At 63.4% G+C, this 11,660-nt stretch carries 10 protein-coding genes; 1 reads left to right on the top strand and 9 read right to left on the bottom strand.

Annotated elements, in window-relative coordinates:
* Nucleotides 1-16: 16 nt before the first annotated feature.
* From paaX to A3AI_RS0119910, 7 genes are all read right to left on the bottom strand, one after another.
* Nucleotides 17-889 carry a phenylacetic acid degradation operon negative regulatory protein PaaX gene (gene paaX / locus A3AI_RS0119940; RefSeq protein ID WP_024517259.1) on the bottom strand — a complete coding sequence of 291 codons (873 nt, stop codon included), beginning with the start codon at nt 887-889 and terminating at the stop codon, nt 17-19.
* 53 nt (nt 890-942) lie between these two features.
* The gene (locus tag A3AI_RS0119935; protein ID WP_024517258.1) at nt 943-1,713 is read right to left on the bottom strand and encodes an esterase/lipase family protein; all 771 of its coding nucleotides are present in this window, start codon (nt 1,711-1,713) and stop codon (nt 943-945) included.
* Nucleotides 1,714-1,892: 179 nt separating this feature from the next.
* Nucleotides 1,893-3,179, bottom strand: coding sequence for a DUF445 domain-containing protein (locus A3AI_RS0119930; RefSeq protein ID WP_024517257.1), 1,287 nt, complete (start codon nt 3,177-3,179; stop codon nt 1,893-1,895).
* Nucleotides 3,180-3,374: 195 nt separating this feature from the next.
* Complete coding sequence (locus A3AI_RS0119925; RefSeq protein ID WP_024517256.1) at nt 3,375-3,851, bottom strand: phasin family protein; 477 nt, start codon at nt 3,849-3,851, stop codon at nt 3,375-3,377.
* 178 nt (nt 3,852-4,029) lie between these two features.
* Nucleotides 4,030-4,623 (bottom strand): GNAT family N-acetyltransferase, encoded by a 594-nt coding sequence (locus tag A3AI_RS0119920; RefSeq protein ID WP_024517255.1) that lies wholly within the window; start codon nt 4,621-4,623, stop codon nt 4,030-4,032.
* Complete coding sequence (locus A3AI_RS0119915; protein ID WP_024517254.1) at nt 4,620-5,702, bottom strand: PHA/PHB synthase family protein; 1,083 nt, start codon at nt 5,700-5,702, stop codon at nt 4,620-4,622. The genes A3AI_RS0119920 and A3AI_RS0119915 overlap by 4 nt, the downstream gene beginning before the upstream one ends.
* Nucleotides 5,699-6,091, bottom strand: coding sequence for a hypothetical protein (locus tag A3AI_RS0119910; RefSeq protein ID WP_024517253.1), 393 nt, complete (start codon nt 6,089-6,091; stop codon nt 5,699-5,701). The genes A3AI_RS0119915 and A3AI_RS0119910 overlap by 4 nt, the downstream gene beginning before the upstream one ends.
* 184 nt (nt 6,092-6,275) lie before the next feature.
* On the opposite strand from A3AI_RS0119910, the gene A3AI_RS0119905 reads away from it, so the two are divergent.
* A complete protein-coding gene (locus A3AI_RS0119905; RefSeq protein ID WP_024517252.1) occupies nt 6,276-7,223 on the top strand; it encodes an alpha/beta fold hydrolase in 948 nt (315 codons plus the stop codon).
* A gap of 55 nt (nt 7,224-7,278) precedes the next feature.
* On the opposite strand, the gene A3AI_RS0119900 is transcribed toward A3AI_RS0119905, so the two are convergent.
* Both A3AI_RS0119900 and A3AI_RS0119895 read right to left on the bottom strand, forming a co-directional pair.
* Complete coding sequence (locus A3AI_RS0119900) at nt 7,279-10,515, bottom strand: bifunctional cytochrome P450/NADPH--P450 reductase (RefSeq protein ID WP_024517251.1); 3,237 nt, start codon at nt 10,513-10,515, stop codon at nt 7,279-7,281.
* A gap of 138 nt (nt 10,516-10,653) precedes the next feature.
* On the bottom strand, nt 10,654-11,643 hold the full coding sequence (locus tag A3AI_RS0119895) for an alpha/beta fold hydrolase (RefSeq protein WP_024517250.1): 990 nt from the start codon (nt 11,641-11,643) through the stop codon (nt 10,654-10,656).
* Nucleotides 11,644-11,660: the final 17 nt, after the last annotated feature.

The following is an 11,660-nucleotide window of genomic DNA, read 5'->3' as shown; positions in this document are numbered from 1 at the left end:
TTTGTAACATAAAACATCAGTCTTCGAACCGGTGCGCTAGCACCGCCCGGGCCTGCGGCAGAGCGCCCGCCTCGTTCGTTCCGTATTGGTCAAGCCATTGTTCGGATGAAGAAAGCAGGGCCCGATAGATGTCGCCGCAAAGCTCTCGCGCGGCCCGGCCGGGCCAGTCCGGCGGCAGAAGTTCCGTCGGCAATAGCGGATCGCGCAGCACCACGCGGCGATAGTAATGGATCAAGAGAATCCGCGCGATGAAGGCGTCGATGTCGGCCAGCTGTTCGCGGCGCCCGATCCAGTCGCGCAAGGGCGAAAACATCTTCATGAACTTCAGATAGGCGTCCGCGGTGCGATCGAGCGGCCAGCTCTCGCGCAACAGCCGCCGTCCGCTGTCGTCTTCGGCCGAGACCTCAAGGCGGATCGCGCGCGACGCTTCCTGCGGAATGGGCACGCCTGACGGCGCGACCCACACGCCCGGCAGTGGGCTGCCGAAGCCGGCGTTCTTCAACGCCTCGCGCGACGCATCGCGGTCTTCGCCATTACCGATCAAAAGCAGCTCGAACCGCCCGCTCCAGTCCGAGGGCGGCGGATCGTAGATGTGCTTTGTCGCCGCCTCGAAGGTCTCGCGCCCCTTCTCTGCCAACCGGTAAAAGCTGTTGCGACCGACTTTTTCGCGCGTCAGCCAGCCGTCGGCGGCGAGCCGCGACATCGCGGTGCGCACAACGCCACTGTCGATGTCGAGGGCTTCGAAGAACGCGAGCAGCGTGCCGAGCCATACCGAGCCGCCGCGCGGCACGATGGCATCGCCAAACACGGTGATGACGATGGAGCCGGTGCGCGAGGGCTCGCGCTTGAGCTGATTGATGATGCGACTGAGCGCTGCGGGCTGCGGCATGCGCTCACGCATACCGCGATTTTCGGCTCTGCGACAATGTAGCGCGACGCGCCCTAGCGGTTGGGATCGGGATAGACCAGCGCGCGCCAGCCGCTGCGGTCGAACGGCTCCCACTCGCCATCCGGCTGCGCCAGCCGGTCGGCGACGGCGTAGACCACCGCGGGATGATGGCCCATACCGCAATGGCTGCTCTCGACCTCGATGCTCTCGCTTTGAGCGGAGGCCTTCTCCTTGCAGCCCTGCCAGGCGCAGATACCGTCGGTACGGCTGAAGATCGCGGTGGTCGGCACCGGCGGCGGATCGGCCAGCGAGCCTCCGAATTGCGGATCGACGTCGTCGGCGCGGCGGCCGCTGGCGAACTCGTAGACGCGCCAGGCGTTGGTCGCCTTCGGCGGGCTGGCGAACGGGCTGCCGAGCGTGATAACGCTGCGCACACGCTCGGGCATCATCTTGGCGAGCTGCCGCGCATAGAGGCCGCCGAGGCTCCAGCCGACCAGGCTGACCTTGCGTCCGTGCGCGTCGTTGAGCTCCCGCACCAGATCGACCATGGCCTCGCGCACACCGTCGCGCAGGCCGAAATTGCGGCCCTGCCGCCAGCCATGTGCTGCATAGCCGCGGTTGTTCAGAAAGGCGCGCAATGGCCGGGTCGACATGTCAGACGCAACAAGGCCGGGCAGCACCAGCACGGGATGGCCATCGCCGCGCGGCGCGAGGCTCAGAAGCGGCAGCGCGCCGAGGAAGGCGCCGAACTCATGGATCGCCCGCCCCTCCAGAAACATGAGGGTCTTCGACGGCGGACGCAGTGCTTGCGCGGTGGCGGACATCCCGGTTTCCTCTCTGAGGTCGTCGCAGGCAGGCCAGTACTCAGGACGCGGTCGCCACGAAATCGTTCCGCAGCGCAACAACAGGAATCAAGCTAAGCGACTTTTCTTGGCATTCAAGCGCCTCGCCGCCCCCGCGACAATAGGTTCGGCGGAGGAAAACAGGCGCCGTGTTGCAAAAGTCACAACAGCCGAAGCAGGAATTCTGCGGAGTACAGGGTAAGCCCGGCGAGGCCGCCTATCAACGAACCATTGAAGCGGATGTATTGCAGGTCCCGTCCGATATTGATCTCGATCAGCGAGATCAGCTGCGCCATGTCCCAGCTTTTCACCTGATCCGAGATGAAGGTCGACACGCCACTCTTCTGATCGGCAATGAAGCTGCGCAGCACGACGACGAGGCCCTGGTTGATTTCGCCGCGCAGCTCGGCATCGCCGGCGAGCGCCTCTCCCGCGGCGACGCACATCCGGCCGAGATGGTGCTGCAGCACCTGTGATTCACCGCTGGCGCTGCGTTCGATGAAGGATCGCGAGTTCGACCAGATGGTGCGCGCAAGTTCACTCAGTTCGGGACGCGCCAGAAGATCGCGCTTGAGGGCATCGATGCGGTCGACATAGGCCTTGTCGGTGCCGATCCGGTCGACAAAGGACAGCACCATGCGGTCGAATTCGCCGCGGAACGGATGCTTGGGATCGTTCTGCACTTCTTCCAGGAACGAGGTCGCGGAAGAAACGACCTTGGTCAGGATGAACTTGTCGGCGCGATAGAGTCGTAAAAGCGTCGGCAATTCCGCGCGGATCTTTTCGCGGATCATCGCCATGGTGTCGGCCTGCGTCATGGTGTCGTGGACGATGCGCAGGAAGTCGTCGAACAATGCCTGGTGCCGTCCCTCTTCGACAAAGCCGCGCAGCGTGCCCGCCGCAAGCGGCGCGAGATCGATGGACGACAGCTGCGTCATCATGCGGCGGGTGATGAAGGTCATGAGGCCCGAAGCCTCTGTTGCGGAAAACGCCTCGGGCAGCAGCCGCAAGACGAACCGCACGAGATCGTCGCTCTTCTTGCGGTCGCGCAGCCAGTCGGCGATGAAGGAGCCGAAATCGACCTCGCGCAGCTTGGCCTCGACCGGGCCGGCCTCCAGGAAATGCACCTCAATGAACTCGCCGAGCTTGTCGGCGATGCGCGCCTGATTGCTCTGGATAATCGCGGTGTGCGGGATCGGCAGCCCCAGCGGCCGCTTGAACAGCGCCACCACCGCATACCAGTCGGCGAGCCCGCCGATGGTCGCAGCCTCCGCGAAGGCTGCGATGAAGCCGAAGACGGGATGCACGTTGAGCAGCAGCTTTGCAGCCACGAACAGCGCCAGCGTCGCGGCCAGCACCAGCGTCGCGAGCGCCTTGACGCGCCTGAGATCGGCCGCGCGCGCGGCGTCGCCGGGGATGTCGAAGGAGTAGGCGCTCGTTGTGGCCATGACGGGGTCAAATTATCGCATCGACCGGAGGATATCAGTCTTCCGTCATTCCTGGGCGCACGCTGGCGCGAACCCTGATGTGCTGTGCACATCTGAGAATCTCGAGGTTCGCATCGCCCCGGAACCGGCGCAGCCAAAAAGAAGGCCCGCGCGAAGCGGGCCTTGTGATTGATTCGCCGATTTGTTGGACGGCGATCAGGCGGTCTTGTTGTAGACCTTGGAGAAGTTGTCCTGCGCGTTCTTCGCGCCGTCCGCGACGAGCTTGCCGAGATACTCGGCCGTCGACTTCGCCCGCGAGACGAAAACCTCGCCGCGCGCACGCGCCAGATCCGACTGAATCTGCACCGCTTCGTTCAGCGTCTTGGCGGAAGCCAGCTTGTCGATGCCGGCGAAGAACGCCTCGGTGTCCTGATAGATCGCCTGCTGAATGTTGCGGCTGATCTTCGCGGCCTCGATGACGGAATCGGCGGCAGCGGTCTCGATCGCAGCGGTCACCTTCTCCGAGCCGGCAAAGGCTTCAGCGGCCTTTTCCTTGGCGGTGGAGGCCTGGCGCTTGACGAACTCGCGGGCGGCCTCAGGCACTTCCATGTTCTGGAAGTTCTTGAACGCCTCGGTCACCGGCGCAAACGCGCCTTTCACGGTGTCGAACAGGGAATTGCTTTCGGTAGTCATTGGGGTCTCTCCATCCTCTAAACTTGTCGAGCTATGGGCTCACCCCGTCCGGATTGGCCCGGGGCACGATCCTTATGCCATAGTTAATGGTGCGACGCAACAATAATGTTGCATAGCAGCATCACCAAATAGTGATACGTCTTGATGTTGGGCGATCTGCCGGCTCAGCAGGCGGTATTCAGGACCGCACCGCCCCTGGCACTCCATAGGCCTCCATCTGGGCCAGGAACTGCGCGACATTGTGCCCAAGCACGACGAGATCGTGCTTTTTGCCGGCGGCATCCCGAACATGGTCGCGGAGCAGCGCCTCGGCCTTGAAGCCCAGGCTTTCGAACAGCGCAATCGCAGCCTTCTGGTCGACCGTCATCTGCGCGGTGAGCTTTTCGAGCCCCGCACCCAGTGCCAGCGCAAAGGTCTCCTGCGAGAGCACCCGACCGACGCCGGTGCCGCGGACCTCCGATAGGACCACCATCCGGATTTCGCCGACATGGGGCGACCAGGAATGTGGATCGTGCACTACGGTGCCGCAGCCGACCACGCTTTCTCCCCAGATCGCGAGCAGGCTGGTGATCTCACCGCGCTCGATCTCGTGGATCCAGGCCGAGAGCACCTTCGGCTCGCTGATATTGCGCGGCAGGAAGAGCAGATCATGCGCCGGCAGTTTGCGGGCAAAGGCGAGCACCGCGTCTTCATCGGCGCGCGTCATCAAGCGGAGCTCGATCTCGCCGGCGTCCGTCTCCACCATGCGCGGATAGTCACGTGTTTCGTTCATGTCGATCGCCCACAAAGCCAGCTATCCAGTTTCGGCCACAGCCGCTTCACCGCATTGGCGCCTGCGACCAGGCTGACGTGACCGCCTTTGAGGATCACCTCCTCCTTGTCGCTTGATCCGACCATCGGGATCAGATGCCTCGCCGCCTCGTAAGGCACGATGTGATCGTGCTCGGCGACCGCATGCAGGAGCGGCACCTTGATCTTCGCCAGATCAGCACCGCGACCGCCGACCGACATGGTGCCGTTGAAGAGCTTGTTGTCCCACATCAGGTCCTTGGTGATACCGCGGAAATATTCGCCGGCCAGCGGCAGCGTGTCGGTCGCCCAGCGGTCGAACATCCGGTAAGACTTGACGTATTCGTCGTTCCAGATGTTGTCCCAAAGCTGGATCTGGGTGATCGCGCGCGAGGCCGGGCGCAGCATCTCGAAGGACGACAGGATCATTTCCGGCGGCACGTTGCCGACCGCATCGACCAGGCGGTCGACGTCGAAATAGCGGCGGTCGGAGAAATTCTGGAACAGCGTCATCTCGCGGAAGTCGATCGGCGTGGTGAAGCAGATCAGGCTCCTCACCGGCCCATCGGGGTGGATCGAAGCGTAGAGCAGCGACAGCACACCGCCAAAGCAGTAGCCGATCACGTTAACGTCTTGTTCGCCGGAATCCTCCTGCACGAGCCTCAGGCAATGCGGAATGAAATCGAGGACGTAGTCCTCCATGCGCAAGGACTGTTCTTCCGGCTTGGGCGCAGTCCAGTCCAGCATGTAAACGTCGTAGCCGCGCTTGAGCAGGAACTCGATGAAGCTCTGGCCGGGCACCATGTCCATGATGTAGCCCCGGTTGGTGGTCGCCATCACGATCAGGATCGGCACGCGGTAGATTTCGTCCGCAAGCGGCCGGTAGTGATAGAGTCGCATCGTGCCGCGGATCGAAAGAATATCCTTCGGCGTGGAGCCAAGCGCAGGCCCGGATGAGGCAAAATATTCGACGCCCTTGACGCTGCGCAAAATCGCGCGCTGCACCTCGGACTGGATCCGATCAGGGATCGAGGCGAGATCGAGGGTCGGCGCCGCGCTCATGTCTTATCCCCCGAAGGCAACGATGCGGCGGGCGGCTGGCGGGTGCGCGGCGGCCTGGCAGGAGCCGAAGCCGGGCGCATTGTACCGGTCTGCTTCTGCATCTCCTGCAACAGCAGCTTGATGTCGTTGAGCTGGCCTTCGATCGTTTGCAGACGCTCTGCGACGCCGACCATCTGGGATCGGCTCGGCATGTTCATGCTGATGAAGTATTTCTCCATGATGTCGCCGAGCTGCTTGTGCGCGCCCGCCGTGACACCACCGGCCTGGTTCATCGCCTTGGAGAATTGCGGCGACGCCAACGCCTGGTTGGCGAGAGAGTTAAATCCCTTCTCCATCTCGCCGAGCATCTTCTGCCACAACACGACAGGATCGGTGATCTTGTCGGACATGCATCCTCCTCAGTGTTCCCCGGGGGTTTCACGGCCCTTCTTTTTCGGTCATACCACACCGTTGCGAGGACGCGGTCAACATCGCGCGCCGCTTGCACGACACGGGGCACGCTCGAAAGCCTTCTGCGCTGCGGGAAAGCATGTCATAGAGACCGCTAACGGTGACCTGCCAAGGCAATATGCAATGGACCAGCAAACGCAGCGGCTAGACGCGAGCTCAGCCATCTCTCAGGGCGAGCGGTTCGTCCGCGCCAACGGTATCGACATCTGCTACGAGATTTTCGGCGACGACGATGCCGAGCCGATGGTCCTGATCATGGGACTCGGCGCGCAGATGGTGCTGTGGGACGATCTCTTTTGCGCCGAGCTCGCGTCGCGCGGGTTCCGCGTGGTCCGCTTCGACAACCGCGACATCGGCCGATCCTCGAAGTTTTCGGGCGGCAAGCGCGTGAGTCCGCTCGAGCTGCTCAAGCTCCGACTTTTCAATATTCCGGTGGAAGCGCCCTACCGGCTGCTCGATATGGCCAAGGATACCGTCGCGCTGATGGATGCGCTGTCGATTCCATCGGCGCATCTGGTCGGCGCCTCGATGGGCGGCATGATCGCCCAGGAAGTGGCGATTTCGTTTCCAGAGCGCGTGCGCTCGCTGACTTCGATCATGTCGACGGCGGGTAATCCGAAAGTTCCGCCGCCGACCCGCGAAGCCGCGATGTTGCTGATGCGGCCGACGCCCCGCACCAAGGAGGAGTTTTTCACCCGCTTTGTGCAAACCTGGAAGCTGCTGCGGGTCGGGCAATTCCCGCTGGACGAGGCGCGCGACCTCATCCGCGCCGAGCGAATATATGAGCGCGGCCTGCACTATGACGGGTCGGCGCGGCAGTTGCGCGCGATCCTCGCCTCCGGCAGCCGCAAACAGCGCCTGCGTGCGGTGACCGCGCCGACACTCGTCATTCACGGCACCGTCGATCCACTGGTCCACCCTTTCGCAGGCACGGATACCGCAGCCTCAATCCCCGGCGCGAAGCTCATGATGGTCGAGGGCATGGGCCATGCGACGCCGGTCGAGATGTGGCCGGAAATCGTCGGCGCCATCAGCGCGCATGCAAAGGAGGCTACGGGGAAGGCGGGGTAGGCTCGCCCAACAATAGTTCGTCGTCCCGACCTAGCGAAGCGCGACCGGACGACAACTATCCCCCCGCCCACACATCCAGCACATAGCGGTTTTTCGTGCCAAGCTCCTCGATCCAGCGCTGGCCCGCCGCAAGGTCGCCACCGGCGCGCTCGCGATAGATCGAAACCAAAGTCGCCTTCACATCCGGCTCCATGCGGCTGCCGTCGCCGCACACATAGACGATCGCGCCCTGCTCGAGCAGGCGCCAGACTTTTTCCTTCTCGGCGGCGATCACATGCTGCACATACGTCTTCTCCGCATCAGCACGCGAAAAAGCCGTATACAACTCGGCAATGCCGGCAGCTGCAAACGCCTTCAATTCGTCGGCATAGAGAAAATCCTGGTCGGGGTGCCGGCAGCCGAAGAACAGCATGGCAGGTCCCAGCGCGGCACCGTTCGCCTTGCGCGCCGCGCGCTCTTGCATAAAGCCGCGGAATGGCGCGAGCCCGGTGCCAGGGCCGATCATGATGATCGGCACCGAATTGTCCTCCGGCAGGCGGAAGCCGGCCTTGGTTTCGCGCACCACCGCATGGACGCTCTCGCCTGCGCGCCGGCCGGCGAGATAGGTCGAGCAGACGCCCTTGAAGACACCCTGCCCCGAGGCCGCCGGCCCCTCGACCACCCCGACCGTGATGCTGCAACGCGCGGAATCGGCCGACGGCGCGGACGAGATGGAATAATAACGCGGCGCAAGCAGCGATAACGTTTCGAGGTAGATGTGGAAAGGCAGCTCGCACGCGGGATAGTCCTGCAAGAGGTCAAACACCGACTTGCGCTTCGCGAGTATTTCGCTCCGATAGCGCTCCGACGAGGCGTCGTCCTCGCCGACGAACGCTAACAGCTTCGGCTTGGTCACCGGGCAGCTTGTGTGCTCGGACATGATCTGGATCTGCTTGCGGGTCGCGACCTGCTGCAGTTCAACGAAATCAGAGAACAATTGGCCGACCGAGACCGCGTCCCCGACCGGTAGCTGCGCGCGACGCCCCTCGGCGACCTGCAGCCTGACCTGATCGGCCGGCAGGAAGCCGAAGCGGCGCGCCACGGCATCGACCAGCGCGGGATCGTTGCGCGGCACCACGCTGAGATGATCACCGACGCGATAATTCATGCCCGAGGGCAGCTCCACCTCGATATGTCGCGTCGAACGTTCCGAGGCATTGGCGCCCGATTTGTTCAACAGTTCGCGGTTGACCTGCACCTTCATCGGCGCGGTGCCGCCAAGCGCGGTCACAGCATTCACCGCGCTCGGCGCCACCGGCTCGACCTTGTACAGGGGCTCGTCGTCGGCGCTCCGGCTGAAGGAGGCATCCAGGCCGAAGGCCTTCACCGCTGCCGGCGCCAGTTGCGCAAACCAGCGCTCGAACTGGCCGTCGAGATCGCTCTTCGCATCCCCTTCGCCGCGACCATAGACGGCGCGTGCGCCATGGGAGGCCAGCGCCTCATCGATTAGGCGCGGGACCGATTGATAGGTCGCAGTCCAGTCGCTGTTGCCGCAGCCGAACACGGCGTAATTGACGCCCGCGCAGGCATCCTTCGGCAGATCGGAGCCCAGCCATTTGACGAATTGCGTGGCGTTGTCGGGCGGGGCACCGTTGTAGGAGGCGCAGAAGATCAGAACGCCGCCCTGTTTCGGCAAATCGCCGACGACCTCATCGAGCGGCGCGAGCCGGGTGGCAAAGCCATTGACCTCGGCGAGATCGGCAACCCGCGTCGCCAGTTCCTCGGCGCTACCGAGGTTGGAGCCGTAAAGCACGAGCAGCGGCGTGTTATGGCCCGGACGCGTGCGGGCGCGCGGCGCCGCCGCGGCGGTGGACACCGCTACGGGAGCCGGCCCTGCATAAGCGCCGCGATCTTTGTCGCCGCGCAGGCGCACCCTGATCTTGAAGCCTTCGGGCTTGACGGTCAGCGTCTCCTTCAGGTGAAGCTGGTAGCGATGCGCGTCGATCAGCTTGAAGCGTTGCAGGATCATACCCAGCGCGAGTGCCGCCTCATGCATGGCGAAGCCGCGCCCGATGCAGGCGCGCTGGCCATTGCCGAACGGCTTCCAGGCATTGATCGGGCGCTTGGCTTCCGCCTCGCGGCTGAAATTCTCGGGGTTGAAGACGTCGGGATTGGGTCCCCAGACTGCGGGGTCGCGATGCAGCGCGGTCACCAGGATGGAGATGAAGGTGCCCTTCTTCAGCTTGTACTTCCCACTGCCGATGGTCTCGTCCTTGAGCGGCGCGATCCCGAAGGCCGGCGCCGGCGGCCACAGCCGGAGCGCCTCCTTCAGGATCTGCATGACGTAGGTGAGCTGGGTGACCTGCTGATAGGTCGGCTTTGCGTTCGCGTCGGGCCCGAGGATGCGATCGACTTCCTCATAAGCCTTCTTCAGCACCTCGGGATGCTTCAGGAGCGCGTAGATCGTGTAGGATAACAGACCGCTCGTAGTCTCGTGGCCGGCGATCAAAAAAGTGTTGAACTGGTAGCGGATGTTGACGTCGTCGAGCTGCTCGCCGGTCGTGCGGTCGACGCCCGTCATCATCGCCGCCAGCATGTCCTTCTTGTCGTCGGCGGCTTCGGCGGCGTTGCGCCGTTCGGCGACGATCTCGTCGACCATCTTGTTCATGAAGGCGACGTCGGCGGTGAGATCGCGATTGCGCCTGGCCATCCACATGTTCTCGAACGGCAGCCCGCGGGTCATCATGATGGTTTCGAGCGAGCGCACCAGCGAGGCGACGAAGGGATGGTAGTCGCGCCGGTAGAACGAATTGAAGCGGTAGTCGAAACCGCAGAGCCCGATAGTGTCGAGCGTCAGCGCAGTCATGTCGTGCACGACGTCGATCTCGTCGTCGGCGTTGAGCCGCTCCCATTTCTTGACCAGCTGATCGGCGATATCGACCATGCTGGCGTGGTAGGACTGCATGGCGCGGTTGCCGAACGGTGGCAGCAGGATGTTGTGCGCCTTGCTCCAGTTCGGCTCGTGGGTGTCGGCGGTGAACAGGCCATCGCCGCCGACCGTGCGCACCCGCCGGAGCGCACCGCGCACCACCTTGCCGAACCGCTTCTCGTCGCTGAGTTCGTCAACCAGTTCGTGGCTGGAGACGAACACGATCGGCGAGTTCCGCATATCGAGCCAGAAGATCGGCCCCAGCTCCTTGGCGAGCCGGGTCAGGTCCTGGATCGGCGCGGAGGAATCCAGCGACAGCATGTTGCCGACCATCGGCTTGGGCGGCGGCTGCGGTATAGGATCAAGCCTGTTCTTCGGCGCCATTGTAGCTGTCGTCTCCCATTGCCTCTCGGCCGTGATTGCGAGAAACGAAGCGACGAAGTAATCCAGAGCGGCCTGCTCGGTGGGATGTCTGGATTGCTTCGCTTCGCTCACAATAACGTGGACAGAGCCTGTCCGTATTTACCCAAACCGCCTTCTGCGCCATTCGATCAGCTTGGCGCTGACTTCATCCGGCTTTTCCTGTTGCGTCCAGTGGCCGCTGTCTCGCACCAGATATTTCTCCAGATCCGGCACGACCATACCATCGGCGGCCGACGGCGGCAGCACGCGGTCGTTTTCGGCCATGATCATCAGCGATGGCACGCGCACGGTGTGATCGAGATCGGCCGAGCGCTGCCAGTTGCGCGAAAAATTCCGATACCAGTTGATGCCGCCGGTGAAGCCGGTGCGGGTGAAGGTATCGACAAACACCTTCTTCTCTTCCGCCGATAAAATCGGCTCGCGCGGATCCTTGCTCGGATCGTAGCCCGCGACCATCTGCGGAAAGGCCAGATTGGCATTCGGCGCGGCGCCAATGCCGCCGACCGGCGGCTCGGCTGGCGCTGCATCGTTGCGCGGCATCGGCTTGCGCATGAAGAAGTCGAACGTCTGCTCCACGCGGCTGCCGAAAATCCGGTCCGGCTCCCGTGCCGGGTCCTGGAATTGGACGATGTACATGGAGTCGCCGAATCTCTGGCGCATCAACTCGATCGGATCGGCCCAGAGCCGGTTGGTGTGCGGAGTGTTGACGCCGACGACCCCGGCCACGCGATCCCGATGCCGCAGCGCCATCTGCCAGACGACAAAGCCGCCCCAGTCGTGACCGACGAAGATCGCCTTATCGATCTTCAGGTGATCGAGCAGGCCGACGAGATCGTCGGTCAGATGCTCGAGGTCATAGGCCTCGACTGCCTCCGGGCGGTCGGTCGCACCATAGCCGCGCTGGTCCGGGGCGATCACACGCAATCCCGCCTCGCTCAGCGCCTTGATCTGATGGCGCCAGGAAAACGCAATCTCCGGCCAGCCATGGCACAGCACGAGTGGCGGGTTGTCGGTGTTCGGGCCCGCTTCATAGAAGCCCATGCGAATCCCGTTCGTCTGGGCGAATTGAAGTGGTGGCATTTCTATCATCAACGCTTATCCCTGCT

Origin of the sequence: Bradyrhizobium sp. Tv2a-2 (assembly GCF_000472425.1) — a bacterium.
Lineage (GTDB): Bacteria > Pseudomonadota > Alphaproteobacteria > Rhizobiales > Xanthobacteraceae > Bradyrhizobium.
The sequence above is the reverse complement of the archived record's forward strand: the minus strand, read 5'-3'. Positions and strand labels throughout refer to the sequence as shown.

Excerpts from the sequence above, each read along its gene's own strand:
- paaX (WP_024517259.1), bottom strand. The coding sequence starts at position 889 with ATGCCGCAGCCCGCAGCGCTCAGTCGCATCATCAATCAGCTCAAGCGC.
- A3AI_RS0119935 (WP_024517258.1), bottom strand. The coding sequence starts at position 1,713 with ATGTCCGCCACCGCGCAAGCACTGCGTCCGCCGTCGAAGACCCTCATG.
- A3AI_RS0119930 (WP_024517257.1), bottom strand. The coding sequence starts at position 3,179 with ATGGCCACAACGAGCGCCTACTCCTTCGACATCCCCGGCGACGCCGCG.
- A3AI_RS0119925 (WP_024517256.1), bottom strand. The coding sequence starts at position 3,851 with ATGACTACCGAAAGCAATTCCCTGTTCGACACCGTGAAAGGCGCGTTT.
- A3AI_RS0119920 (WP_024517255.1), bottom strand. The coding sequence starts at position 4,623 with ATGAACGAAACACGTGACTATCCGCGCATGGTGGAGACGGACGCCGGC.
- A3AI_RS0119915 (WP_024517254.1), bottom strand. The coding sequence starts at position 5,702 with ATGAGCGCGGCGCCGACCCTCGATCTCGCCTCGATCCCTGATCGGATC.
- A3AI_RS0119910 (WP_024517253.1), bottom strand. The coding sequence starts at position 6,091 with ATGTCCGACAAGATCACCGATCCTGTCGTGTTGTGGCAGAAGATGCTC.
- A3AI_RS0119905 (WP_024517252.1), top strand. The coding sequence starts at position 6,276 with ATGGACCAGCAAACGCAGCGGCTAGACGCGAGCTCAGCCATCTCTCAG.
- A3AI_RS0119900 (WP_024517251.1), bottom strand. The coding sequence starts at position 10,515 with ATGGCGCCGAAGAACAGGCTTGATCCTATACCGCAGCCGCCGCCCAAG.
- A3AI_RS0119895 (WP_024517250.1), bottom strand. The coding sequence starts at position 11,643 with ATGATAGAAATGCCACCACTTCAATTCGCCCAGACGAACGGGATTCGC.